Origin of the sequence: Streptomyces sp. GD-15H (assembly GCF_045291515.1) — a bacterium.
In the GTDB taxonomy this organism is placed as follows: Bacteria; Actinomycetota; Actinomycetes; order Streptomycetales; family Streptomycetaceae; genus Streptomyces.
This window is the reverse complement of sequence record NZ_CP149447.1, coordinates 8,206,767-8,232,035: the sequence shown is the minus strand read 5'-3', so window position 1 is coordinate 8,232,035 and position 25,269 is coordinate 8,206,767. Positions and strand designations below refer to the sequence as shown.

Annotated in this window: 23 protein-coding genes and 3 pseudogenes; 15 read left to right on the top strand and 11 right to left on the bottom strand. The window is 70.1% G+C overall.

From position 1 onward, the window contains the following. The first annotated feature begins 360 nt into the window (after window positions 1-360). The 4 genes from WJ438_RS39035 (at window position 361) to WJ438_RS39020 (ending at window position 3,759) form a co-directional block, all read left to right on the top strand. Window positions 361-2,232, top strand: a complete 1,872-nt coding sequence (locus tag WJ438_RS39035; protein ID WP_406729327.1) for a SpoIIE family protein phosphatase — start codon at window positions 361-363, stop codon at window positions 2,230-2,232. A 374-nt stretch (window positions 2,233-2,606) separates the two neighbouring features. After that, window positions 2,607-2,816, top strand: coding sequence for a DUF2945 domain-containing protein (locus tag WJ438_RS39030; RefSeq protein WP_406729326.1), 210 nt, complete (start codon window positions 2,607-2,609; stop codon window positions 2,814-2,816). 123 nt (window positions 2,817-2,939) lie between these two features. Continuing rightward, window positions 2,940-3,467: a DUF488 family protein gene (locus WJ438_RS39025; RefSeq protein WP_406729325.1), complete on the top strand. Its 528-nt coding sequence runs from the start codon at window positions 2,940-2,942 to the stop codon at window positions 3,465-3,467. Between the two features lie 7 nt (window positions 3,468-3,474). Then, window positions 3,475-3,759: an MGMT family protein gene (locus tag WJ438_RS39020; protein ID WP_406729324.1), complete on the top strand. Its 285-nt coding sequence runs from the start codon at window positions 3,475-3,477 to the stop codon at window positions 3,757-3,759. Window positions 3,760-3,832: 73 nt separating this feature from the next. On the opposite strand, the gene WJ438_RS39015 is transcribed toward WJ438_RS39020, so the two are convergent. From WJ438_RS39015 to WJ438_RS38990, 6 genes are all read right to left on the bottom strand, one after another. Beyond that, entirely contained in the window at window positions 3,833-4,909 is a 1,077-nt protein-coding gene (locus tag WJ438_RS39015) for a P1 family peptidase (RefSeq protein WP_406729323.1), read from the bottom strand. Between the two features lie 212 nt (window positions 4,910-5,121). Then, window positions 5,122-6,219, bottom strand: coding sequence for a branched-chain amino acid ABC transporter permease (locus tag WJ438_RS39010; RefSeq protein WP_406729322.1), 1,098 nt, complete (start codon window positions 6,217-6,219; stop codon window positions 5,122-5,124). After that, window positions 6,216-7,082, bottom strand: coding sequence for a branched-chain amino acid ABC transporter permease (locus tag WJ438_RS39005; protein ID WP_406729321.1), 867 nt, complete (start codon window positions 7,080-7,082; stop codon window positions 6,216-6,218). The genes WJ438_RS39010 and WJ438_RS39005 overlap by 4 nt, the downstream gene beginning before the upstream one ends. 77 nt (window positions 7,083-7,159) lie before the next feature. Then, window positions 7,160-8,407, bottom strand: a complete 1,248-nt coding sequence (locus WJ438_RS39000) for an ABC transporter substrate-binding protein (protein WP_406729320.1) — start codon at window positions 8,405-8,407, stop codon at window positions 7,160-7,162. A gap of 185 nt (window positions 8,408-8,592) precedes the next feature. Beyond that, window positions 8,593-9,276 (bottom strand): ABC transporter ATP-binding protein, encoded by a 684-nt coding sequence (locus WJ438_RS38995; protein ID WP_406729945.1) that lies wholly within the window; start codon window positions 9,274-9,276, stop codon window positions 8,593-8,595. 1 nt (window position 9,277) lies between these two features. Beyond that, complete coding sequence (locus WJ438_RS38990; protein ID WP_406729319.1) at window positions 9,278-10,036, bottom strand: ABC transporter ATP-binding protein; 759 nt, start codon at window positions 10,034-10,036, stop codon at window positions 9,278-9,280. A 412-nt stretch (window positions 10,037-10,448) separates the two neighbouring features. Between WJ438_RS38990 and WJ438_RS38985 the strand changes: the two genes are divergently transcribed. Beyond that, complete coding sequence (locus WJ438_RS38985; protein ID WP_406729318.1) at window positions 10,449-10,697, top strand: Rieske 2Fe-2S domain-containing protein; 249 nt, start codon at window positions 10,449-10,451, stop codon at window positions 10,695-10,697. Window positions 10,698-10,814: 117 nt separating this feature from the next. Next, window positions 10,815-12,194: pseudogene (locus WJ438_RS38980) on the top strand (IS1380 family transposase); the annotation flags it as partial. Between the two features lie 614 nt (window positions 12,195-12,808). Here the strand turns inward: WJ438_RS38980 and WJ438_RS38975 are convergent. Together WJ438_RS38975 and WJ438_RS38970 are read right to left on the bottom strand one after the other, a co-directional pair. Then, window positions 12,809-13,369, bottom strand: coding sequence for a DUF6939 family protein (locus WJ438_RS38975; RefSeq protein ID WP_406729317.1), 561 nt, complete (start codon window positions 13,367-13,369; stop codon window positions 12,809-12,811). 121 nt (window positions 13,370-13,490) lie between these two features. Next, the gene (locus WJ438_RS38970; RefSeq protein WP_406729316.1) at window positions 13,491-14,039 is read right to left on the bottom strand and encodes an MBL fold metallo-hydrolase; all 549 of its coding nucleotides are present in this window, start codon (window positions 14,037-14,039) and stop codon (window positions 13,491-13,493) included. An 86-nt stretch (window positions 14,040-14,125) separates the two neighbouring features. On the opposite strand from WJ438_RS38970, the pseudogene WJ438_RS38965 reads away from it, so the two are divergent. Beyond that, window positions 14,126-14,724 (top strand): annotated as a pseudogene (locus WJ438_RS38965) (ABATE domain-containing protein). A gap of 184 nt (window positions 14,725-14,908) precedes the next feature. Here WJ438_RS38965 and WJ438_RS38960 read toward each other — a convergent pair. Together WJ438_RS38960 and WJ438_RS38955 are read right to left on the bottom strand one after the other, a co-directional pair. Then, on the bottom strand, window positions 14,909-16,114 hold the full coding sequence (locus WJ438_RS38960; RefSeq protein WP_406729315.1) for a cysteine desulfurase-like protein: 1,206 nt from the start codon (window positions 16,112-16,114) through the stop codon (window positions 14,909-14,911). A gap of 163 nt (window positions 16,115-16,277) precedes the next feature. Continuing rightward, window positions 16,278-17,234, bottom strand: a complete 957-nt coding sequence (locus tag WJ438_RS38955) for a nitrilase-related carbon-nitrogen hydrolase (protein ID WP_406729314.1) — start codon at window positions 17,232-17,234, stop codon at window positions 16,278-16,280. Between the two features lie 49 nt (window positions 17,235-17,283). On the opposite strand from WJ438_RS38955, the gene WJ438_RS38950 reads away from it, so the two are divergent. Further along, window positions 17,284-18,210 (top strand): LysR family transcriptional regulator, encoded by a 927-nt coding sequence (locus WJ438_RS38950; RefSeq protein WP_406729313.1) that lies wholly within the window; start codon window positions 17,284-17,286, stop codon window positions 18,208-18,210. On the opposite strand, the gene WJ438_RS38945 is transcribed toward WJ438_RS38950, so the two are convergent. Continuing rightward, complete coding sequence (locus WJ438_RS38945) at window positions 18,137-18,853, bottom strand: hypothetical protein (protein ID WP_406729312.1); 717 nt, start codon at window positions 18,851-18,853, stop codon at window positions 18,137-18,139. The two genes, WJ438_RS38950 and WJ438_RS38945, sit on opposite strands and share 74 nt — an antisense overlap. Before the next feature lie 115 nt (window positions 18,854-18,968). Here WJ438_RS38945 and WJ438_RS38940 point away from each other — a divergent pair, with 115 nt between their 5' ends. The 7 genes and pseudogenes from WJ438_RS38940 to WJ438_RS38910 all read left to right on the top strand — a co-directional run bounded on the left by WJ438_RS38940 (window position 18,969) and on the right by WJ438_RS38910 (window position 25,169). Beyond that, a complete protein-coding gene (locus WJ438_RS38940) occupies window positions 18,969-19,715 on the top strand; it encodes a DUF1684 domain-containing protein (protein WP_406729311.1) in 747 nt (248 codons plus the stop codon). 53 nt (window positions 19,716-19,768) lie between these two features. Then, on the top strand, window positions 19,769-21,289 hold the full coding sequence (locus WJ438_RS38935) for an ABC transporter substrate-binding protein (RefSeq protein ID WP_406729310.1): 1,521 nt from the start codon (window positions 19,769-19,771) through the stop codon (window positions 21,287-21,289). Further along, window positions 21,289-22,253, top strand: a pseudogene (locus WJ438_RS38930) (ABC transporter permease). The gene WJ438_RS38935 and the pseudogene WJ438_RS38930 overlap by 1 nt, the downstream one beginning before the upstream one ends. Then, window positions 22,250-23,095 carry an ABC transporter permease gene (locus WJ438_RS38925; protein WP_406729309.1) on the top strand — a complete coding sequence of 282 codons (846 nt, stop codon included), beginning with the start codon at window positions 22,250-22,252 and terminating at the stop codon, window positions 23,093-23,095. Before WJ438_RS38930 ends, WJ438_RS38925 begins: the two are co-directional and overlap by 4 nt. Beyond that, window positions 23,092-23,892: an ABC transporter ATP-binding protein gene (locus WJ438_RS38920; RefSeq protein WP_406729308.1), complete on the top strand. Its 801-nt coding sequence runs from the start codon at window positions 23,092-23,094 to the stop codon at window positions 23,890-23,892. The genes WJ438_RS38925 and WJ438_RS38920 overlap by 4 nt, the downstream gene beginning before the upstream one ends. Then, window positions 23,889-24,659, top strand: a complete 771-nt coding sequence (locus WJ438_RS38915; protein ID WP_406729307.1) for an ABC transporter ATP-binding protein — start codon at window positions 23,889-23,891, stop codon at window positions 24,657-24,659. Before WJ438_RS38920 ends, WJ438_RS38915 begins: the two co-directional genes overlap by 4 nt. A gap of 144 nt (window positions 24,660-24,803) precedes the next feature. Then, window positions 24,804-25,169, top strand: a complete 366-nt coding sequence (locus tag WJ438_RS38910; RefSeq protein WP_406729306.1) for a hypothetical protein — start codon at window positions 24,804-24,806, stop codon at window positions 25,167-25,169. The last annotated feature ends 100 nt before the right edge of the window (window positions 25,170-25,269 follow it).

Sequence of the window (25,269 nt, the reverse complement as noted above, 5' to 3'; positions counted from 1 at the left end):
CTGATGCGGAATTCGGGCTGCATGGGTCACCCGACAGCCATGCCCTGAGGAGAGGTTGCGGACGGTGCCCGCCACACGCGCGTTCTGCACATGCGCGGACGACTGGCCCCGGCATCACCGTATGGATCACGCCGGCGGGGAGCCAGCACGAAGCCGCGACGGCGCGTGCTCGCGTGCGCTCGGTCACGGGCCGGGCGGGCCGAGGCACCTGAGGCGGTAGGCAGCACGCTCCCCGGGCAGCCGGAACCGCTCGGAGCGCACAGTTCCGGATGATTGGGTACCCAGGGGTGGGACGGCTTGGAGCATGGTGATCGCCGTGGATCCACATCGGACGACTGTCCGGACGACGAGGGAGAGGCCATGAGGGCGCCCGATGAGGCTCTGGAGCCGGGCTTCCCGCACGCGGTCCTGCGGGCCCTTGGCACCGGCGTCTTCACCGTCGACACCTCGGGGCGCATCACGTTCGTCAACCCGTGGACCGAGCGGCTGCTGGGCCGGCCTGCGGCCCAGATGATCGGCCAGGACGCGCACGATCTGCTGCACCGCCGTCCCGACGGTGGCCCGGCGCCGCGTGACCAGTGCTCCATCATGGCCCCTCTGGACGGTGACCAATGCGTCGAGGAGGGCAGCGAGGAGTACTTCCTGCGGGGCGACGGCACGACCGTGCCGATCATCTGGGCGGCCACTCCCCTGCTGCTGGCGGGCCGCCGGGCCGGGCTGGTGGTCGTCTTCAACGACTTCAGTCTGCATCGCGACGCGGAGGAGCGGGCGGCGGCGCACACCGCGGATCTGGAATCCCTGACCACCCGGCTGAACCTGGTGGCGGACGTCTCATCGTTGTTGATGTCCACCGTGGCGGCTTCCGACCGGATCGCCCAGTTGCTTCGGTTGCTGGTTCCCGCGTTCGGTGACTGGGCCGCGGTGGATCTGTGCTCCGAGCGGGACGGAGCCGCCGGGGTGCTGGAGCGGGTCGCCGTGTGCAGTCACACCCGTCCTCGGCGGGCGCGACTGCTGGAGGGTCCCCTGCCGCCGCGACCGTCGAGGTCCCGTCCGGCGGTGGCACGTGCCATGGGCGGGGACGAACCCGTGCTGCTGAGTGCCGCCGAGTTGCTCGGTGACCCGAACGCTCCGTTCGCTGCCACCCACCGACCGCTGTTCGATCGGCTCGGGGGCCACTCGGCCGTCGTGGTGCCGCTCCGCGCCCGGCGGCGCCACTACGGAATGCTGACCGTGGCCCGCGCCGGGGACTCCCCCGCCGTCACGGACAGCGAGGTCGTGCTGCTCACCGACATCGGCCGGCGCCTGGCCCTGGTGCTGGACAACGCCCGCCTCTACCACGAGCAGCGGAACGTCGCCGAGACCATGCAGCGCCAACTGCTCGCCCCGCTGCCCCAGGTCGACCACCTGCGCATGGCCGCCCGCTATCTGCCGGCGCAGAGCGCCATGGAGATCGGCGGCGACTGGTACGACGCCTTCCTGCTCTCCGACGGTGTCACGGCGCTGGTGATCGGGGACGTGGTCGGCCACGACCTCGAGGCGGCCTCCCACATGGCCGAGGTCCGCAACATGCTGCGCGCCCTGGCCTGGGACCACCAGGAGCCGCCCAGCGTGATCATGCGCTGCCTGGACGAGGCGGTGACGAACACCAGCGACGCCCCCATGGCCACGCTCGTCTTCGCCCGTATCGAAGGCCCGGAGGGCGGCCCCTGGCGACTGCACTGGGTCAACGCCGGCCATCCGCCTCCGCTGCTGGTCACCGATGAGGGAGACACTCGCTTTCTGACCAGCCACGGCCCGCTGATCGGCATGAGCGCCGCCCTGCACCTGGGGCTGGAGTGGCCGGACGCGTATGTGGAACTTCCCCCCGAGTCCACACTGCTGCTCTACACCGATGGCCTCGTGGAGAGCAGGGGCCGCCCGATCGACCTCGGCATGGCCAAGCTCCGCCACCACGCCTCCCTCCTGACCGAACGCACCGTGGACGGCTTCTGTGACGACCTGCTGGCCCGCATCGACCCGAGTGGCGACGACGTCGCCCTGCTCGCCTTGCGGCTGCCCCCGGTCGGCGCGGGCACTCATGGTGACAGCCGACCGCCACCGCCCCCGCAGTCCCCGTACAGCCCCGCCGCCCCGAACCGGGCCGCCCCCGGGTCCGTCCAGCTGGATGCCTCGGTACAGGACCCCACGCGCGGCGTCCGGGAGAGGTTCCAGGACGACTTCCCCGCGGAATGAACTTGCCGTTCGAGGTCCAGTAGTCGAACATGACTACCTTTCGCCTGTTCAAGCAGACGCTCGAGGGCCAAAGCCTCGGCCTGGCAGCTCGGAGGCGGCTGACCGGCGGACGTGGCTGTTCATCCCGGCCGGGTGGGGTGGGCCGTGGTGTGCCGGAGCGTGTGGGGAGGGCGCCGGGGCGGACGGAGTCGGGGGCTCGGGCGATCGGCGGTTCGGCTCGGGCGGTGCCGAATTACGTGACCGTCGAACACCGTGCGGCGGTCCTGGTTATTCCTCCTCTCGCATGGTCGACATCTTGGCCACATGGGACCATGAGGGTGGCAACGCCTGGCCAACGTCAGGAAGAAGATTGAAGCGAAGGGAAGGGAAGGGGAATGACCAAGCAGTTCAATGTCGGAGACCATGTGCGGTGGAACTCGGAAGCCGGGCATGTGGAAGGCGTCATCGTCAGGAAACACACGCGCGACGTGGAGCACAAGGGGCATACGCGCCACTGCTCGGAAGGCGATCCACAATACGAGATCAAGAGTGATAAAACCGGCCGCATCGCCATGCACAAGGGGGGTGCGTTGACGAAGCGGTAGAGAGGCGAAGACGAAACCGTGGAGAATGGTATTCGTGCCTTCAGGGCGCACTCCAGTCAGTGGCCTGCACGGCCGAATCAGCGGAACGACCGGAGAGTCGAGCGATCCGGGTGAGGCTGCGAGATGACGAACCACATCCATACGGTCGGACACTCGACACGCGACTTCGACGAAGTACTGAAGATGTTGCGCGACAATGACGTCACCTGCTTGGTCGATGTTCGCTCGTACCCGTCTTCGAGGAAATACCCGCAATGGAATCAGGCGGAGATCATCGACGCCCTGCCGTCCGACATCGAATACCGCTGGATCGCCAAGCTCGGCGGCCGACGGTACACACCCAAGGGCGTGCCGAGCGAGAACGGCGCATGGCGGGTGAAAGCCTTCCGTGATTACGCCGACTACATGGCCGGTGATGAATTCGCAGAAGGCCTGAAAGAATTGCTCGAGCTGGCTGAACACGAACGGCCGGTAATCATGTGCAGCGAGGCGGTGCCGTGGCGGTGCCACCGCAGACTGGTCTCCGACGCACTGATCGTCGCCGGCGCGGAGGTGGTGCACATCATGTCGGGCACGACGTCGCGGCCGGCCGTCCTGAACGAGCATGCGCGGGTCCGCAACGGGCACCTGACCTACCCACCGACTGACTGAGGCCGCCATGAGCTTCGTCGACGACGTCCGGGAAGCAGTCCTTGCCGTCCCGGCTGGTTCTGTCGTCTCCTACGGAGACATCAGTAGGAGGATCGGTGTCGGTCCACGGCAGGTGGGACGCGCCATGAGCCTGCTCGACGAGAATGTGCCGTGGTGGCGCGTCGTGCACGCGGACGGGACACCTGCCTCCTGCCACGGCGGGCTGGCACCGGAACTGCTCAGCGACGAGGCGACGCCCATGCGTGGTACGCGCGTGGACATGCAGCGGGCACGGTACCGCTGGGCTCCGTGACGACTTCATGCGCAGGGCTGGCAGGTGTGGAGCGCCGGCCCGCGTGACGTCCCGCCCAGGGCGCTGTCCGCTGTCAGCGCGCCTGTGGTGGCGCAGGGTCTGTGAGCGCGGCGAGCAGGCGGTCCGCCGGGAGCGCCGGCACCGTCCGGCCGTTGAAGCCGGTGGTGGTCGTCGCGGCGAGCAGGGAGTTGAGCACCGCCTCCTCGACCCCGTCGAGGACCGCTTCGAACAGCGGCCCCAGTTCGGCATCCGCCACAGGGGCGCCGGTGCCGGGTCGCGTACCGAACGCCACGGCGTAGTCGCCACTGCCATGGCTGTAGGCCGCGCCCGTGCGGGCCAGGGCGAAGACCGCACGCCGTGCGACACGGGTGAGCTGCCGGGCGTCGAGGGGGGCGTCGGTGGCCACCACGATCACGCAGGAGCCGGTCTCCTCGACCGGCGCCGGACCGTCGGCGTCGATGCCCGTGGACCGCGGGGGGACGGTGCGGTCGAGCACCCGCAGTGTGCCGCCGAAGTTCGCCTGCACCAGGACGCCCGCCGTGCAGCGCCGGCCCCCCAGGTCCAAGCTGCGTGAGGCGGTTCCGATGCCGGCCTTGAAACCCAGTGCGACCGTGCCTGTTCCCGCGCCGACGCAGCCCTCGGCCACTGGCCCGCCGGACGCTCCGTCGAGGGCGGCCCGGACATGCCCCTCGTGGACGGGCCGGGCACGAATATCGGACAGGAGGCCGTCATTGCACTCCCCCACGACGGGGTTGAGGCTCTGCACCTCTTCGCATCCGGGCCGCTGCAGCATCCAGCCGACGAGGGCGTCGGCGACGCGGAAGGCCGACAGGGTGGAGGTGAGCAGCACCGGGGTCTCCAGCGTGCCGAGTTCGGTGAGCTGGGTCGTACCGATGAGTTTGCCGTAACCGTTGCCGGTGAACACCCCCGCCGGCAGCGGTGTGCGGGGGCCGACGGTGTCGGGGACGACGGCGGTGACTCCGCTGTGCACGTCGGGCTGCCGGCGGACGGTGGTGTGACCGACGCGGACACCCGGCACATCGGTGAGCGCGTTGAAGGGCCCGGTGGCGCCGCGTCCGATGACGATGCCGAGGTCACGGGCTCGGCGCCGGGCGCCGCACGCGGGTTGTGGGTAAGCCGATGGTTCCATACGGCCGGACGTTACGCGTCCCGCCGGCCGAGGGGTACGCGGAAGGCCGCGGCGGATCGCGGGGCCCCTGGTGCCGCCTCCGGCCGGTCCCGGCCCGTCACGCTCCCGCAGCCTCCGGCGCCCCGGCCCGGGCCGGTCCGGTCGGCGCGGCCACCGGTCTGCGCAGCGCGGGGGGCCAGGGGCACTGTCATGGCATACCGGGCCCCATGGCCTCACGGGTGCGGGAGCCCCCCGTCACTGTGCTGTGTCCCCGGGGAGGCGACACCTGCGGCTCGGGGTTCGGCGGATGCGGCCCCGGGCGCACCCGGTTTTCCGGTCTTCCCGGATGGCGCGGAGCCCGGGGAAAGCCGGGGCTCACGGCTGTTCAGGGCGTGCGCGACCGTTCCCCAGACACCGCGCCGGAAGAGCAGCACGACGAGGATGAACACCGTTCCGGTGACCAGTCCGACCTCCTCGAAGCCCGATGTGGCCAGCCAGTCCTCCAGGCGCACGATGGCCGTGGCTCCGATGAGGCTGCCCCACAGGGTTCCGATGCCTCCGAGGACGGTCATCACGACGACCTTGCCCGACGTCGTCCAGTAGACCTCCTGGAGCGAGGCGAATCCGTGGTTGACGGCGTAGAGCCCGCCCGCGATCCCGGCCAGGAACGCGGAGATGACGAAGATGGTGAGGTTGTAACGGTGGGTGGGGTAACCGAGTGCGCGGGCGCGGGCCGGGTTGTCCCGGACCGCGCCGACGACGCGGCCGAACGGTGAGTGGACGATCCGCCAGGCGACGGCGAGGCAGAGCAGTACGACGGGCAGTGCCGCGTAGTAGAAGACGAACGAGTCCGACAGGTCGATGCCCGGCATACTGCGCGGAATGCCCTGCAGACCGTTCTCCCCGCCCGTCACGTCGCCCCACTGGTTGGCGATGAAGTACACCATCTGCGCGAACGCCAGGGTGACCATGGCGAAGTAGATTCCGCCGCACCGCACGGAGAGATAGCCGATGGGCAGGGCGATCAGGGCCGCGGCCAGCCCTCCGCCGAGGACCGCGACGTAGAACGGCAGTCCGCTGTGGATGGCGATCAGGCCGGTGGCGTAGGCGGAGGTGCCCCAGAACGCGGCATGACCGAACGAGAGCAGTCCGGCATGGCCGAGCAGCAGGTCGAACGCCACGGCGAACAGCCCCCAGCACAGGATGTCCGCGGCCACCGGTGGGTACAGGATCCAGGGCAGGGCGAAGGCCGCGGTCAGTCCCACGGTGAGCAGGGCCCAGCGGAGCCAGGCGGGCCTGCCGCTCATTCGGTCGAGAACGGTGAGGATCACGCTTGCTCCTCTGTGCCGAACAGGCCGGCGGGACGTACCAGCAGGACGACGGCCATGAGCAGGTAGACCGAGGTCTGCGAGAGGACGGGGACGTACAGGTTGCCGAGCGCCTGGAGCATGCCGATGGTGAATCCGGCGGCGACGGCACCGGTGATGGATCCCAGGCCGCCGATGACGACGACAGCGAACACGGTGATGATGAGGTCGCCGCCCATGCCGGGGTTGACCGCCCGCATGGGAGCGGCCAGCACACCGGCGAGTCCGGCCAGACCGACGCCGAATCCGAAGACGGGAGTGACCCACCGTCCGGTGTCGATACCGAACGCCCGGGTCAGTTCGGGGCGTTCGGTCGCGGCCCGGACCACGGTGCCGATGCGGGTGCGGGTGAGCAGCAGCCAGACGGCGAGACACAGGACGAGGGACGCGGCGAGGACGAAGACCTGGTAGGTGGGGAAGGTGAACAGGCCCAGGTCGAGCGAGCCGGTGAACGGAGCGCCCTCGTACTCCAGGGAGTGTGAACCGTACCGTGCTCGCAGCAGGTCCTGGCAGACCAGGGCGATACCGAAGGTCAGCAGGAAGTTGTACAGCGGGTCGAGGGCCATGAGCCGGTGCACGAGCAGCCGCTCGACGACGACGCCGAGGGCCGCGAGGACGATCGGGACCAGCAGCAGCGCCCACCAGAAGCCGAGGCCCGAGGTGTTGGCGAGGACGACCGCGCCGAACGCCCCGAGGGTGTAGATCGCGCCGTGGGCGAAGTTCACGACACGCAGCATGCCGAAGATCACCGCGAGGCCGAGTGCGAGCAGCGCGTAGAAGCTGCCGCCGACCAGGCCGTTGAACGCTTGTTGGAGGAACGAGGTCATGAGGGTCCCGTCTGTCTGTGCCGTGCGGTGCGGCGTGGTGCGGCGGCCCGCGCGTGCCGGGCCGCCGCACCGCCTGGTCAGCTCATCCGGCAGTCGGTGGAGGGCTTTCCGAAGGCCTCCGCGGCGGGGATGGTGTCGACCAGTTCGGTGAAGTCCTCGGCCTCCGTGGCCTTGGCCGGGTCCTTGACCTTCACGAGGTAGGCGTCATGGGTGACCCGGTGGTCGGCCGCCCGGACCTCGGCGTTGCGGGCGAAGGGGTCGTTGAACTTCATCCCGTCGAGTTCCTCGGACACGGCCTCGGCCTTGTCCGTGCCGGCCCGCTGGGCGGCTTCCAGGTACTGCGTGGCCGCCGAGTAGTTGGCCGCGTGGTCGAAGGTCGGCCGGACACCGGTGCGTTCCTTGAAGCGGTCGGCCCAGGCGCGGGACGTGTCGTCGAGGTTCCAGAACCAGGCCGAGGTGAACAGGGTCCCGGCGAGGTTCTTCGCTCCGATGGACTCGATGTCGGTGTCGAACATCAAGCCGATGGCCAGCGTGATGTCCTTGTCCCTGAGCTTGAACTGCTGGTACTGCTTCGCGACGTTCACCAGGTCTCCGCCCGCCTGGAGGGCTCCGAGCACCTGCGGCTTGGGCTTGAGCGTGGATGCCTTGAGAAGGAACGTGGAGAAGTTGTCACTGGGGAACGGGGTGGGGTCCTTGGCGACCACGGTGCCGCCCGCACCGGTGATCGCCGTCTCGAACTTCGCCTGCATGTCCTGGCCGAACGCGTAGTCGGGGTAGAGGAGGTACCAGTTCTTGCCGCCCTGGGCGGTCACGTTCCTGCCGGTGCCGTTGGCCAGCATGTAGCTGTCGTAGGCCCATGCGTAGGTGTACTTGTTGCAGTTCTTGCCCGACAGTTCGGTCGTGGCGGCACCGATGTTGAAGTAGAGCCGCTTGGACTGCTGTGCGACGGTGGCCACGGCGAGCGCGGCCGAGGACGTGGGCACATCGAAGATCGCGTCCACGTTCTTGCGGTCGTACATTTCCCGGGCCTGGGTGTTGGCGATCTCCGGCTTGTTCTGGTGGTCCGCCGACACCACCTCGATGTTCTTGGTGACCGCCTCGTCTCCGTGCTTCTTCTCGAAGTCGTCGACGGCCATCTTCACGGCCTCCACGGCGTTCTTGCCCGCGAGGTCCGCGTAGACACCGGACAGGTCGGTGAGCACTCCGAGGGTGATCTTGTCGTCACTGATCTTCCCTCCGCCGGCGGAGGGGCCGCCGCCGCATCCGGCGAGCAGTGCGCTGATGGCGATTCCGGTGGTGGCGGCGGGCCAGATACGTCGTCTCATCGGGATTCCTCGGGTCGGTGCCGTGGGAAGAAGGGGCAGTGCTGGTCGTGCGATTCGCGGGCGCGGGGTGTGCGTCGTCTCCGGTCCGCGGAGTGTCCGGCCGCCTGGTCCACGCGGTGACGGGCGGAGGCAGGCGTCGCGGTCGGAGCCGGGGTCGGGGCCACTGTCGGCGAGCGGCCGGGCGGTCACAGGCCGAGGTACCGGAGGAGTTCGTGTTCACGCCTGCGTACGTCGGCGTTGGCCAGCGTCTCGACGATGCGGCCCTGGGCCAGGAGGTAGTGCCGGTCGGCGACCTGGGTGGCGAAGCGCAGGTTCTGCTCCACCAACAACACCCCGACGCCGTGTTTCTTGGCCTCCAGCAGGATCTCGCCGATCTGCTGGACGATGAGGGGCGCGAGCCCTTCCGTCGGCTCGTCGCAGAGCAGCACCCGTGCGCCGGTACGCAGGACACGTGCCAGCGCGAGCATCTGCTGTTCGCCGCCGGAGAGCTTGGCTCCGGGTGCCCGGCGGCGGTCCGCCAGCACCGGGAACGTGTCGTAGATCCTGCTGAGCGGCCACGCGGAGGAGCCTTTGACCGGAGGGAGCGTCAGGTTCTCCTCGACGTTCAGACTCGCGTAGATCCCGCGGTCGTCGGGGACGAACCCGAGCCCCAGCCGCGCCCGGTGGTGCGGGGCCGCAGCGGACACGTCACGTCCCGCGACGGTGACGGTGCCGGCCATCCGGCGGTGCAGTCCCATCACACAGCGCAGCAGCGTCGTCTTTCCCGCTCCGTTGCGCCCTACAAGGGTGACCACCTCTCCCTCGCCGACCCGCAGGGACACATCGGCCAGCACCCTGGCCTCGCCGTAGTGGGCGCTGACGCCCTTCACCTCAAGCAACGTCGGCTCCCAGATAGGCCTCGACGACCCTCGGGTCGCTGCGGACACTGTCGTAGGGCCCCTCGACCAGCACCTGACCGCGCTGGAGCACGGTCACGGCGTCGGCGAGGGAGCCGACGACGCTCATGTTGTGTTCGACCATCACCACGGTGCGCCCGGCGCGGATCCGGTCGACGAGTGCGACCGTGCGGTCCACGTCCTCCAGCCCCATTCCGGCGGTCGGTTCGTCGAGCAGCAGGATCCGTGGGTCGAGCGCGAGCGCCAAGGCCAGTTCCAGGGCACGCTTCTGGCCGTACGGGAGGCTTCCGGCGGGGCGGTTCGCGAGTGGTCCGAGTCCCACCTCGTCCAGGAGCTCTTCCGCTCGGGTGGAGAACCTCCGCATCAGCTTCTCGGACCGCCAGAAGCGGCGGCCGAGACCGGTGCCCGCCTGGAGCGCCAACTCCACGTGCTCGCGGGCGGAGACCCCGGCGAACAGGCTGGTGACCTGGAAGGAACGGGCGACCCCGCGTCGGGCGATCCACTCCAGCAGCAGGCCCGTGACGTCATGCCCGTCCACGACGATCCGCCCGGCGGTCGGAGCGAGGAACCCGGTGAGCAGGTTGAACAAGGTGGTCTTTCCGGCCCCGTTGGGGCCGACCAGGGCGTGTACCGTCCCCTCGGTCACGCTCAGCGCAATCCCGTCGACGGCGCGGAACCCCTGGAACTCCTTGGTCAGGTCCTGTGTGGACAATATGACCTGCGGTTGACTCATGCCGACCTCGGATGTGGTGGAGGGGCCGACGAGTGTCGGTGTGGCGCAGACGGTAAGGTCGGCGCTGCAGGGCGGACTACGTAGAGGCGACCCATAAGGCGACCTCGGCAAGTGTGGGCAAACCACATTTGCGCCATCACGTCCCAGCCGGCCGACCACTCGGCGGCCACTCCCGTGCCCCTGCTGCTCGACCGATGCCGGGGCCCGAGCCGTCAGGAGCCGGCGTCGGCGCGTGTGACGAGGTCGGTGATGCGGGCCCACATCCCGTGGGCGGCGTTCTCGCGCACAGTCCGGTGCTGGGCAGCGCGAAGTGCGGGAAGAGCACGCGCAGCTCGCGCAGGCCGGTCCCGGCCCTCGCCAGGACGTCGCGGCCCTCGATGCGCAACTCGCCCGAGGTGGGTCCACCACGCGGTTGAGCACGCGCAGCAGGGTCGACTTACCGGAACCCGGCAGGCCCCATGAGGACGAACGGCACGGCGACGAGGAGGTGTGGGCCTTCCACAACGTCTGCCGACACCGGGGTGCGCGCATCCTCGACGAGGAACGCGGCTCCGTGGGCAACATCGTCTGCGGCTACCACCACTGGACGTACGGCGTGGACGGCACACTGATCCATGCCGAGTCGCAGGCGCCCGGCTTCGACCCCTCGTGCTTAGCCTGAATCCACCGACCTGATGGCTGTGGATGACTCTTCGAGAAACGAGGAAGTGCCTTGTGACCTGCGATGATGGGAGTTCTTGAGGCTTCCAGTACGCACGATCGGCAAGGCACTTCCGAGATGCAAGTTTCCCATACCCCAGCGGCGGTCTCCGCTGCGTTCGATGACCCGAACCTGGTCGCGCAGGCCGGGCTGGTTCCGGTGCTGCGGCTGGCCGAGCGGTGCGGGCTGTCGCGGCTGGTGGCGGAGAGGGTGAAGCTGACCGGGGCGAAGAACGGGGCGGGTGCCGCGGCGGACGCCAAGGTCAGCAGCATCGTGGCCGGCATGGCCGCCGGTGCGAACAGCATTGACGACCTCCACACCCTGCGGCACGGCGCGCTGCCGGCCCTGTTCCAAGGGGTCCGTGCGCCGTCCACGCTGGGCACGTTCCTGCGCGCGTTCACCCACGGTCACGCCCTCCAACTCCACGCCGTGCACCGCAGGTTCCTCGGTCAACTGGCCGCGCACACCCCGCTGCTTCCCGGCTCCGGCGAGAAGGCGTTCATCGACGTCGACTCCACCCACAAGCGGGTCTACGGCCGGGCCAAGCAGGGCGCCGAGTACGGCCGGTTCAGGGGCATCCGCACCCTGCACCCCCTGCTCGCCACGGTCTGCACCCCGCATTCCCGGCCGGTGATCGCCGGAGTGCGGATGCGCCGGGGCAAGGCGGCCGATTCCCGTGGGGCCCCGAAGTTCGTCAGTGAGGCCCTGGCCACCGCCGTCGAGGCGGGCTGCACCGGCACCCGGATCCTGCGCGCGGACTCGCAGTTCTACAACGCCGGGGTGATCGCCGCCTGCCGCCGGGCCGGCGCCCACTTCTCGATCACCACCGGCATGAACCCCTCCGTCAAGCGGGCCGTCCTCGGCATCCCCGACCAGGCCTGGCAGCCGATCACGTACCCGACCGCGGTGCCCGATCCCGAGACCGGTGACCTCATCTCGGACGCCGAGGTCGCCGAGATACCCGCCTACACCGCGTTCGCCGGCCGCAGGAAAGCGGAGCGGGTCACCGCGCGGCTGATCGTGCGTCGGGTCCGTGACCTGGCCAAACCCGCCGTCGTGGGTGCGCAGGGCGAGTTGTTTCCCGTATGGCGCTACCACCCCTTCTTCACCGACCAGCCCGCACAAACCCTCCAGGCCGAGCGGGAACACCGCCACCACGCGGTCATCGAGCAGGTCATCGCGGACAGCAAGGCCGGGGCACTGGCCCACCTGCCGTCCGGGCACTTCCATGCCAACGCCGCCTGGCTCACCCTGTGGGCGATGACCTACAACCTGCTGCGGGCCACCGGTTCCTTGGCCTCCGCGTTCCACGCCAGGGCCACCACCGCCACGATCCGTACCCACCTGGTCCACGTTCCGGCCCGGATCGCCCGCTCCGCCCGCCGCATCACCCTGCACCTGCCGCACAACTGGCCCTGGCAGCCCGCCTGGACACACCTGTTCTCCACCGCCCACGGGCCTGGCCGATACGAACAGTCCCTGTCCGCCCCGTCCGCAAGGGCCCGACCGGAACCGAACCGTGGAAATGCTGGGCAGACCAGCGGATACCACCTGCCCGCACCCAGCCACCGGCCCGGAGACCCACCAGAAGATCAACTTCAGACTACGTCGGTGGATCGAGGCTTAGGCCTCAGGTCCGTGCACGTGCGCGCCGTCGCCGGCCTCGTCTTCGTCTGCCTCGCCGGCCTCGTCTTCGTCTGCCTCGCCGGCCTCCAGCCTCCGGTGGGCCTCCGTCGTCATCGACAGCGGCAGGCGGTCGGCGGCGCGTGGGCGCCGGACCGCACGAAGGTGTCGACCGGGTCGACGGCCACGGCCTGGACACGGACGAGCACGTCCGTGGGGCCCAGCGGCGGGACGGGGATGCCGCCGTGGTGGAGGGCGCCGGCGGCCGACGGAGGCGTTGTATGCGGCCGGCATCACGTCGGGGACCGTGCCGATCACGGCCCACCCGCTACGGACCGGACGTCGCGGGCCGGTCCGGGCCACGCCGCCTGCGGATGCCAGGAGACCGGAGCGAGCTCCCGCTGGGCATGCGTCGCCGACGTCGATCGCCCGCCTCAACCCCCTTGTCCTCAGTGCCCGGGTGTGGCTTCCTGCGGCCAGCGGCCTTCTATGTGCAGTTGGACGAGCGCGGCGTGGGAGAGCGGGGTGGCGGGATGGGTGACGTCGCCGTTGGTGGTGTAGTCCAGCAGTACGACATCCTTCTTGTCGCGGAGCAGCTCGACCAGGTCTGCCACGCGGTGTTCGAGGACCCATCGGTAGACCGGCAGGTAGATCCGGCGCCGGGCCGTCTCATAGGGCAGCAGCCGGTCGCCGTGCAGACCGGTGCGGTGCCCCTGGACGGGGCCGTACCGACGCACCGTCCGCTTCAGCCCCTTCATCGTCGTGATCTCCAGCTTCGCCGGGTCGACGTCGGACTGCTGGAAAACCTTGAGGGCCTGCCAGATCCCCTCCACCGACTGGCCGGTCACACCGTCGCTGAAGGGGACCGGGATGCCGCCGTGCGGGTAGAAGGGACTCAGCCGCACCCACGGTTCCGGTGCCCTGGAGGTCACATCGATGATCTCCGCACCAGGGAACTCAGCGGTCAGCGACGCCCTCGCACGGCGACGGCTGGCAACACGGATCGGCATCTGAACGGCTCCTGCCTGGGTGACATGGGCGCCAAGCATCCCCCACACCACTGACATCACCCCCGGCACAGGACGCCACCGAGGAGCCCTCACGTTTGGCTCGTGCACTGCGGTGGTGTCATCAGGTGAGTTGGACACGATCCATCAGTCCGGCGGTGGTGAAGGCGTCCACCAGCTGGTCGCGGCCCTCGGTGAAGTGGGCCCAGCTGTCGAAGTGGACGGGGACGACGCGTCGGGCGCCGAGGATGCGGGCGGCCTCGGCCGCCTGGGTGCTGTCGAGGGTGAGCAGTTGCCGGTCCAGGAGAGCGGTGCGGACCGCGCCGGCGAAGAGGACGGCGGTGTACACGGGGCCGAAGCGGTCGGCGATCTCCTGGACCAGACCGAGCTGGGCGTTGCCTCCGCTGACGTAGACCGTGGGCAGGCCGTCACCGGTCAGGACGAAGACGACGACCTCCCCGACGATCGGTTCGAGGTCCTCGCGCGCTCCGGGGCCGTGCAGGGCGGGCGCGGCGGAGGCGGGTACGGTCTTGGTCAGGCCCGAGTCGTAGGTGCCGGGGGCGTCGAAGGTGGGGTCGGTCAGAAACCGCAGTCCGCCGTACTCGATGAGGGCGGTCGGGCCTCCGAAGACGCGGACGGGAACCTGCCCGCCGGTCGTGCTGATTGCTGACATGAGCGAGAACACCTCATGGATAGAAGGATTACCATCCGCGGCAATAGGCGTTGTCACGGATGAGTGCAACCAATACCGGGAAGTGCATGAGTGAGACCGTGACCGCCGGCGCCATCGACCCCGGACTGCCACCGGCGCCGGGCGCCGAGCAGTACCCCGCGCTCGACCTGGCCAACAGCACCGTCGCCCTGCCGGGCGGGCACGTCACCGACCTCCTCGGCACACCGTCCGCGGCGAACCAGCGGCTGGTCGACCATGGCTTGGCCCCGGCAGACGCAGGACTGCAGGAGATCTGCACGGCACGGATGCGCTCCCTGCGCGAGCACGTACGTGGCCCCCTCGCCGCCCGGGTCGGCGAGCAGCCGGCCCCGCGGCAGCCCTGGCCGCCGTCAACGACGCCCTCACCCGCGTTCCCACCGCCTCGCCGCTGAGCTGGGACCCCGTCCGCGGCCTGCACCGCACCGCCCCCCACCCCATCGAGCAGATCGTCGATCAGGCCCTCGGCCTCCTCGACGCCAATGCCGCCGACCTGCTCACCGGCCCCGACGCCGGACGCCTGACGGCCTGCCCCTCCAGCCCGTGCAGCCGCTACCTGCTGCGGACCGGACGCCGCCACTGGCGCTCCGTCCGCTGCGGCGACCGCGCCCGCACCTACGCCCGCCGCACCCGGGCCACAGCCGACTGAGCCGCTGATCCAGGAGGACCCTGCCGCCCCGATGGCGCCGCCGAAGAGTTCCCTTTCGGCCCGGAATCATCCCGCCCTGCGCCACACACCCTGTGCGTCTCGCACTGGACTGGCCGTGGCTGGTCCAGTGCGACAGCCCACTCCGGAGTCACTGCAGACCCTGACACCATGTCGGGAACGGTTTTCAGGAGCGCAGGAAGTCCGCCAGGCCCTCCACCAGCCTGTCGACGTCTCCGGCATGAGTGTAGGGCGCGAGGCCGACGCGGAGGCCTCCGCTGTCGCCCAGGCCGAGTCGCCGGGAGGCCTCGAGGGCGTAGAAGGAGCCGGACGGCGCGTGGACGCCGCGGTCCGCCAGGAACTCGTAGGCGTCCGTCGTGCTGCGGCCGTCGAAGGTCAGCAGCAGAGTGGGGGTGCGATCGGCTGCGTTGGAGTGGACCGTGAGGCCGTCGAGGGTGCTCAGTCCCTTGTCGATCCGTGCCCGCAGGGCTTCCTCGTGCTCCTCGAGCACCCGGAACCCCGCGGCCAGCCGCTCGCGCCGGGTCCCCTCGGCGCCCGCGTCGAATCCGGCGAGGAAGTCGACGGCGGCACGGGTTCCAGCGAGGAACTCATAGGGCAGCGTGCCGAGTTCGAAGCGCTCCGGCACCGCGTCCGTGGAGGGCAGGAGCTTGTCGGGACGCAGCGTCTCCAGCAGTTCGGGACGGGCGGCGAGAACGCCGTGGTGGGGGCCCAGGAACTTGTACGGCGAGCAGGTGAAGAAGTCCGCGCCCAACTGCGCGACGTCGACCAGGGAATGGGCGGTGTAGTGCACGCCGTCGACGTACGTCAGCGCACCGACGTCGTGCGCCAGACGCGAGATCTCGGCGATCCGGGGACGCGTACCGATCAGGTTGGAGGCCGCGGTCACGGCGACCAGCCGCGTACGCTCCGACAGGACGGCCTCGATGTCGGCGGGGGTCAGCTCCCCGGTGGCCGGGTCGAAGTCGGCCCAGCGGACGGTGACATCCGCCTGGGCGGCCGCCTGGACCCAGGGTCGGATGTTCGAGTCGTGGTCCAGCCGGGTCACGACCACCTCGTCCCCCGGTGACCAGGTCCTGGCGAGGACGCGGGAGAAGTCGTAGGCGAGCTGGGTGGCGCTGCGCCCGAAGACGATCCCGGCCGGATCCGCGGCCAGCAGGTCGGCCATGGCCCGGCGGCTGTCGGTGACGATGGTCTCGGCGTTGCGCTCCCCCGCCACGCGGTGGCCGCGGTTCGACAGCGGAAGGGACAGGGCGTCGGCGATGGCCTGGATGACGGGCCGGGGAGTCTGCGAACCACCGGGACCGTCGAAGTGGGCGATCCCGGCGGCCAGGGCGGGGAACTGCGCGCGGATGGCGTCGATGTCGTACGTCACGAGAACTCCCGTTCGGTCACTTGCGCGAAGGCGGTGCGGCCGTCAGCGGTCAACGGATCATGGCCTTTGGACACTGCTGAGGGTCTCATCCGGCGGCTGCCGGACGCGATGGTGCCGAGCCCCTTGGACACCGGCGGATGTCACCGCTCCCGGGCGGACGCGATCAGCTTCCGGCCACGGGCAGGTGGGGCGACTCGTCGACGTCGAGCGTGAAGACGTCCGGGCGGGCGTAGTGGCCGACGGGGTCGAAGTCGAAGCGTGCACGGGCGAGGTCGTCGAGGTCGAGTTCGGCCGTCAGGATGCCCTCACCGTCGCGGAGTGGCCCGGCCAGGACTTCGCCGAGTGGGGAGACGATGACCGAGCCACCACCGATCAGGACCGTGTCCGGTTCGTCGCCCTGGACGGGGTGGAGGTCGGCCGGCAGGGCGTCGCGACGCAGGTACTGGCAGGCACTGAGGACGAAGCAGCGGCCTTCGAGGGCGACATGCCGCATGGTGGACTGCCATGCCTCGCGGTCGTCCACCGTCGGCGCGCACCACAGGTCGACGCCCTTGGCGTACATGGCGGTGCGGAAGAGCGGCATGTAGTTCTCCCAGCAGATGGCCGCACCGAGGCGGGCCGTGCCGGTGTCGATGACGGGGAGGGTGGAGCCGTCGCCCTGTCCCCACAGGTAGCGTTCGCCTGCCGTGGGCATCAGTTTGCGGTGCAGGCCCAGGTAGCCGTCGGGGCCGAAGAAGAGCGCGACGCAGTACAGGGTGCCGCCCCTGCGCTCGACGGCGCCGATCACGGCGTGGCAGTCGAGTTCTCGTGTGACGGCGGCCAGGGTCTCGACCTCCGGACCGGGAATGTCGATGGCCGCGGCGTGGTAGCGGCGGAAGAGGTCGCGGCCCGCCGGGGTGCGGCTGCCGACCGTGATGCCGAAGTCCAGCCCCTTGGGGTAGCCGCCGAGGTACGCCTCGGGCAGCACGACCACCTGGGCGCCCCGGCCGGCGGCCTCCCGGATGAGTTCCTCCGCCCGGGTCAGCGCGGTCGGCGTGTCGAACAACGGGGCCGCCGCCTGGACGACGGCGACGGTCACGGTGCGAGGAGGCTGAGCGGGCGCGACAGGGGCAGCAGTCATGCGTCGACCGTAGGAACCCTCACGCTCATCCGGCAAACTCATCTTTGCGATGATCGACATTTATGAGACCGAATTCCGGAAGGCCGACCTGAACCTGCTGGTCGTCTTCTCCGCTCTGATGCGAGAGCGCAGCGTCACCCGGGCCGCCGCCGCCCTGCACCTGAGCCAGAGTGCCACCAGCGCCGCCCTGGGCAGGCTCCGCGGACTGTTCGGCGACGAGTTGTTCACCCGCACCGGTGGCGGTGTCGAGCCCACACCGCGCGCCGTCGAACTGGCCCGCCGTATCGAGCCGGCCCTCGGGCTGATCCACGGCGTGGTCACCGACCGGGACCGCTTCGACCCCCGCACGGCCCGGCACGTCTTCACCCTGGGCATGTCCGACGATCTGGAGGCGGCGCTCATGCCCCGGCTGCTGGCCGCCACCGCCGGACTGCGGGGCGTCCGGCTCGCCGTACGGCAGGCCAACCGGAACACCGTCACCGGCATGATCGACCGGGGCGAGATCGACCTCGGTGTGTCCGCCGCCCCCGCCCACGGGGCTGACCACCGCAGCCACGACCTGTTCGACTCCGGCTACACCTGCCTGTTCGATCACCGCCTGCTGCCCCTCGGGACCCCGATCACCCTGGACGACTATCTGACCCACCCGCACCTGCTGATCTCCTACGACGGCCGGCGCGGCATCGTCGACGACATCCTGGAGGCACGTGGACTCGACCGCCGGGTGATCGCCTCCACCACCCACTTCGCCGGAGCCGCCCTCCAGCTTCCCACCCTGCCCGCCCTGGCCACGCTCCCCACCCACGCGGCCGCCGTCTACGCCAGGGCCCTGGGCCTGACCACCTCCCCGCCGCCCCTGCCGATGCCCACCTACACGGTCAGCTCGATCTGGCACAGCACCGTCACCGACGATCCCGCCCACCGATGGCTCCGCCGCCTCGTCGAGGACGCGGCCCTCGGGGACAGACAGCCCTGAGCGAGCGGACACCGGAACCCGCCGCCCCCTCCTGAGGGCGGAAGCCCGGCTGCGGGGGGCGGCGCCGCTGTGACGGACGGGCGGGACGCAGGTTCACGAACAGGAGGTTGAGCCCCTCCGTGGCGGGGGGTGGGTCAGGGTGATGAAAATGGTCTCGGCCTCCTCGACGCCGCCGCCCAGCGGTGGTGGAAGGCGCTGCCCTCGGACTGGGAGATGCGGACGCCGACCGCGATCTCGGGAGCCCCGGCCTGGAGCACCTCGTCCACGACCTCGCCGCCCGGCGCACGCGGTTCTCGACGCTGCCGCCGTATCCGTCCTCGCGCCGGTTGAGGTGGTCGGTGAGGAACTGGTCGGGCAGACAGCCGTTCGCGCCGTGCACCTCCACGCCGTCGAAGCCCGCCGCGACCGCGTGGCGGGCCGCGTCCGCGAAGCCCCGGCGGCTGTCCGCCGGCTCACGGGCGTCCAGGGCCCTCGACGTGGCGCGGGGACCGCTACTCCGTAGAGGGAGAACCGCTCGCCGCGTGGGGCCACGGCGGAGGGGCCGACCGTTTCCTGGCGGAAGCGACCCCCTGGGGCTGCGCCCGCGTGCGTGAGCCGGACTAATACGGAACCGGACGCCGCCCTCACATGTGCGCGATCTCACGGTCCGACACGCGGTTTGACATTAGATCGACTTATGGATCATATAGTCCATGCTTTGGGCATCAATTTACGCGGCGTGACACTGCGCGGCGTGATCGCCTCCGACCCCGACGTGAATGAGCCAGACCGTGTCCCACTCTGCCGTCCCCTTCCCGCCCGCCGCGGATTCCGCGGCGGAGTGGGACATCTGGCGTGCCGAGCGCCGTCGCGCGCTCACCTCACCGACCGGAAACCTCGCCCTGGTCGAGACCCGCTGGCTGCCGGCCGGTGAGCTTCCCGACGCCGAGGCGGCCCGTGCGGAGCAGCCGGACACGGTGACCGTCACCACACTGGAGCGCACCGACCCCGTCACCGGCGCGTCCGAGTACGGGCTCCGGTTCTGGGACTCCGCGGCGCCGGCCCTCCTCCGCTTCGACGGCACCGACGTCTTCCCCCACGACCCGGCGTGGGTCCTGGAAGCCTCCTACACACCGGCGCCGGGTGCCCGGCGTGTCCCCTTCGAGCACATCCGCGACAACGGCGGCACCCGTGACCTGGTGGTCCCCGGGGACATCGAGCTCACGCTGGACGGACACACGTACACGCTCAGCGCCTTCGACGACGACGGCGCCCTGCTGCTGGTCTTCGGCGACCCGACCAACGGCGCCACCACCTACGGAGCGGGGCGTTTCCTGTTCGTACGGCGGGTGGCGGACGACGACCGCCGGGTCGTGCTCGACTTCAACCGCGCCTTCGTCCCGCCCTGCGGCTTCTCGGACCAGTACAACTGTCCGATGCCGCCGCGGCAGAACCGCTTCCACCTGCCCGTCGAGGCCGGCGAGAAGCTCCCCGTCTTCCGCGACGGCTTCCCGGCGCAGCGCTGATCCCCTCCGCTGTCTTTCCTCCCCCTCCCCGCAGCACGAAGGCACACCCTGTCATGAACATCAAGAAGGCCTCCCTGTACGGCACCGCCACCGCGGTCACCCTCGCCCTCGTCCTCTCGGCGTGCGGCGGCGGCTCGGGGGGCGGCGGCGCCGCGGGCGGCACGTACGACAAGGACGCCACCGTCAACATCGGCTCCCTCTACGAGCCGCAGAACCTGGACAACACGGCGGGCGGCGGCCAGGGCGTCACCGAGGCCCTCAACGGAAACGTCTACGAAGGACTGTTCAGGCTCGCCGACGACGGCGAGGTCGAGCCGCTGCTCGCCAAGGACCACGAGGTCAGCGAGGACGGCCTCACCTACACCTTCACCCTGCAGGACGGTGTGACGTTCCACAGCGGCAAGCAGCTCAGCAGCAAGGACGTCAAGTACAGCCTGGAGCGGGTGCTCGCGGAGGACTCGCAGTCCGCCCGCAAGGGCAATCTCGAAGTGATCAAGGACATCGCCACCCCCGACGCACGGACGGTCAAGGTCACGCTGTCGAAGCGGTCGATCTCCTTCGTCTACCACCTCTCCTACGTCTGGATCATCAACTCCGAGGCGAAGAAACTGAAGACGAGCGAGGACGGTACGGGGCCGTACCGGCTGAAGAAGTGGACGCGCGGATCGGCCCTGAGCCTGGACCGGTTCGCCGACTACTGGGGTGAGGCGGCGGCCAACAAGCAGGTCGTCTTCCACTACTACAAGGACGCGACCGCGCTGAACAACGCGCTCCTGACGAACGCCGTCGACGTCGTCACGAGCGAGCAGTCGCCCGACGCCCTCGACCAGTTCACGTCGAACCCGAACTACGAGGTCAACGACGGCAACTCCACCACCAAGCTGCTGCTCGCCTTCAACGACAAGGCCAAGCCCTTCACCGACGTCAAGGTGCGGCAGGCCGTCTCCGCCGCGATCGACGACAAGAAGCTGCTGGAATCCGTCTGGGGCGGCTACGGCAAGCTCATCGGCTCGATGGTGCCGCCCACCGACCCGTGGTACGAGGACCTCACCGAGGTCGACACCCACGACCCCGCACGGGCCAAGGAGCTGCTGAAGGAGGCCGGTCACGCGGACGGCTTCACCTTCACCCTCGACACCCCCAACTACGACCCGCACCCGACCGCCGCGACGTTCATCAAGTCGGAGCTGGCCAAGGTCGGCATCACCGTCAAGATCAACACGATCACGTCGGACGAGTGGTACACGAAGATCTACCAGAACCGCGACTTCACGGCCACGCTCCAGGAGCACGTCAATGACCGCGACTTGGTCTGGTACGGCAACCCCGACTTCTACTGGGGCTACGACGACAAGCAGGTCACCCGCTGGGTCGAGGAGGCCGAGGCGGCCGCCACCGAGGAGGAGCAGACCGAGCTGCTGAAGAAGGTCAACCGCAAGACCGCCGAGGACGCGGCCAGTGAGTGGCTCTACCTCTACCCGCAGATCGTCGTGGCGAACACCAAGCTGTCCGGCTACCCGCTCAACGGTCTCAACTCGCAGTTCTTCGCCTACGACATCAAGAAGAAGAGCTGATGACGCGGTACCTCCTGCGCCGCTTCGTCTTCCTGCTGGTGTCGCTGGCGCTCGCCAGCGTGGTGCTGTTCGCGCTGCTGCGCCTGCTGCCCGGCGACCCCGCCAACGCGCTCACCACGGTGGGCGCGAGCCCCGAGCAGATCGCGGCGGCCCGGCAGTCCATCGGGTCCGACAAACCGCTGCCCGAGCAGTTCACGCACTGGCTCGGGCAGCTGGCGAGCGGGGACCTCGGGACCTCGTTCGTCAGCACGCTGCCGGTCGGGCCCGAGGTGACCGCCCGGCTCGACGTGACGGTCCCGCTGACGCTGGCCGCGTTCGTCCTCGCGGTCCTGATCGCGCTGCCGACCGGGTTCGTGGCCGCGTACAAGCGGCACACCTGGTACGGCGGCCTGCTCAGCGGTGTCTCGCAACTGGGCATCGCCATACCGGTGTTCTGGCTCGGGATGATTCTCATCGCCGTGTTCGCGCTGAACGCGGGCTGGCTGCCGCCGGCGGATTCCCACCGGACGGCTGGTCGCTGCCCGGCGAGGCGATCCGGTCGCTGGTGCTGCCCGTGGTGACCATCGCGCTGGTGATGAGCGCGTCGCTGATCCGGTACGTCCGCTCGGCGACCCTGGACGTCCTGGGCAGTGACTACCTGCGCACGGCACGGGCGCTGGGCTCCTCGTTCGGGCAGGCCATGTGGCGTCACGGGCTGCGCAACGCCTCCGTGCCGGTGGTCTCCGTCCTCGGTATCGAGCTGGCGTCCACCCTGCTCGGCGCGGTGGTCGTGGAGTCGGTGTTCGCCCTGCCGGGCCTCGGCTCGATGCTCGTCACCGGCATCGCCCAGCACGACTACCCGGTCGTCCAGGGCGTGCTGTTCGTCTCCACCCTGGCCGTCCTCCTCATCGGCTTCGCCGCCGACCTCGTCCAGCGGATCATCGACCCGAGGCTGCGGAGCAGCCTCTCGGGGGGCACCCGATGACCGAGGCCGCCGTCGGACGACGCCGCCCGGTGCGCTCGTACACCCTGCTCACCGGGTGCGTACTGGCGGGCCTGATCGCGCTGCTCGCGCTCGTCTCGCTGGTGTGGACCCCGTACGACGCCGACGACACCTCCGGCGGACGCCTCACCGCTCCCGGGAACGGCCATCTGCTGGGTACCGACAAACTCGGACGCGATCTGTTCACCCAGGTGATGATCGGCTCGCGGATCGCCGTCGAGGCCGGGCTGGGTTCGGTCCTGATCGCGGCGACCGTCGGAGTACTGCTGGGGCTGCTCGCGGCCTTCGCGCAGGGCTGGCTCGACGACACCCTCTCCGCGTTCCTCGACATCCTGATCGCCTTCCCGACACTGCTACTGGCGATGCTCATCGTCGCCGCGCGTTCGGCGACGCTCGGCTCGGCCGTGCTGGCGATCGGACTCGCACAGAGCGCGGTCGTGGCCCGGCTGACCCGCATCCTGGCCAAACGGGTCCTGAACCAGGACTACATCACCGCGGCCCGTATCTCCGGCACGTCCTGGCCGCGTACCGTGGCCCGGCACATCCTGCCCAACATCTGGCCGACCCTCGCGGTCAACCTGGCCCTGCAGTTCGGGCTCGCCGTCCTGGCCGAGGCCGGCCTGTCCTACCTGGGCCTGGGCGCACCGCCGCCCCACGCCTCATGGGGCCGCATGCTCCAGGAGGCGCAGGCCACCTTCACCACCGCACCGGCCGGCGCGCTCGCTCCCGGCGTGCTGCTCGTTCTGCTGGTCGTGGGCGTGAACCTCGTCGCGGACGGCCTGCGCGACACCCTCGACCCGACGACCCGGCGAAGGCGCGCATGACCCTCCTCGACATCCGCGGCCTCACCCTGCGCACCGCGGACGGAACCACGCTCGTCGACGATCTGTCGCTGACCGTCGCACGCGGCGAACGGCTCGGCCTCATCGGCGAGTCGGGCTCCGGCAAGTCGCTGACCGCGCTGGCGGTCCTCGGCCTGCTGCCGGAGGGCATCACCGCCACCGGCAGCGTCGAACTCGCCGGAACCCAGATCGTCGGCGCGCGCGAGGAGCACCTCACGCGCGTACGGGGGCGAGACGCCGCCGTCGTCTTCCAGGAGCCGCTCACCGCCCTGGACCCGCTGATGCGGGCCGGCGGGCAGGTCGCCGAACCTCTGCGCAGACGACGGGGGCTCAAGGGCGCCGCCCTGAAGAAGGCCGTCATCGAGGCCCTGGAACAGGTACGGCTGGCCGAACCCGGCCGTATCGCCCGCTCCTTCCCGCACGAGATGTCCGGCGGCCAGCGCCAGCGGGTCGCGCTCGCCATGGCGTTGGCCTGCGACCCGAAGCTGCTCATCGCCGACGAGCCGACCACCGCGCTCGACGTGTCCGTGCAGGCCGAGATGCTCGACCTGATCGACACGCTCGTCCGGGAACGCGACATGGCCGTCGTCTTCGTCAGCCACGACCTCGCCGTCGTCGCCAGGATCACCGACCGTGCCCTGGTCATGCGCAGGGGCCGCGCCGTGGAGGAGGGCACCCTCCTCGACCTCGTCCGCTCACCGAGCCACGCCTACACCAAGGCACTGGTGGGCAGCGCCCGGCGGCTGGAGTCCGCTCTGAACCTGGGAGACGCCCGATGACACCGCCGCCGGTCCTGGAGCTGAACAACGTCTCGCTGCACCACCGGGGAAGCGCCACGCCCGCCGTGCGGGACGTCTCCCTCACCGTCGAGGCCGGCCACAGCGTCGCGCTCGTCGGCGAATCCGGCGCGGGCAAGACGACTCTGCTGCGGCTGCTCCTGGGCCTGGCCCGGCCGACCCGGGGCACGGTCGGCTTCGACGGCGCCGGGCTGAACGTGCGCGACCGCCGGCAGATGCGGCACTTCCGGCGCAGCGTGCAGTGCGTCTTCCAGGACCCGTACTCGTCGCTCGACCCCCGCAGCCGCGTCGGCGGCATCGTCGCCGAGCCCTTGCGCTCCCTGGGCCTCGACTCGAAGGCCACGGCGGCCCCCAAAGTGGCCGAGGCGCTGGAGCGGGTGGGCCTTCCGGCGGACGCGGCACAGCGCTATCCGCACGAGTTCTCCGGCGGCCAGCGCCAGCGCATCGCGATCGCCCGGGCGACGGTGTGCCATCCGCGGGTGCTGCTGGCCGACGAGCCCGTCAGCGCGCTGGACGTCACGACACGCGTCGCCGTGGTCGATCTGCTCGCCGAACTGCAGCGGGAACAGGGTCTGACCGTCGTCATGGTCTCCCACGATCTGTCGGTCGTGGCGTCCCTGTGCGAACGCACCGCCGTCCTGGAGCGCGGACGTGTCGTCGAACAGGGAGAAACGACACAGGTACTGGGCTCCCCCGCGCACCCGTACACCCGCCGTCTCCTCGAGAGCGTGCCGCGGCTTCCCGTGTGAGACGCGGGGAGCCACCCGGTCCGGCGCTGCGGCATGCCCGTTCCGACCTCCCCCTTGCGCTCCCGCTTCTCCTGACCTCGTACCCGGTGTGGAGACCCGGCACCGGGGCAGCGGGGTGGCTGCGCGCCGGACAGGGGGAAGCCGATGAACTGGTTCTGGTGGGTACTCATTCTCTTCTGGACAGGCGGTTTCGCGTGGGCCGCCGACCTCGTCCGCACCGCACTGCGCAACCGGCACGAGCGCAGGCTCGAACTGCTGGAGGCGACGAAGCGGGAACGACTGGCCGTCGAAACGGCGCACAAGCCCCCGGAACCGGTGTGCGGGTGCACCCACCACCTCGCCAAGCACGACAAACAGGGGCGGTGCCACGAGCGCGTCGAGGTGCCGACGGCCTGGGACGAGAACAGGAAACCGCTGCGCTACGAGGCCGGGGAGTGCAACTGCCAGCAGTACGTCGGACCCCAGCCGCTGTCGCAGGTCTACGCGGAGGAACTGACGGACCGGGCGTGAGGGGACGGCGTTCCCGACCCAAGTCCATAATGCTCCTCACGAAGTGAACCGCGATCGGCGCGGATGATCCAGTGAGGCGGTGCTGCAGTGTGGCCACGTG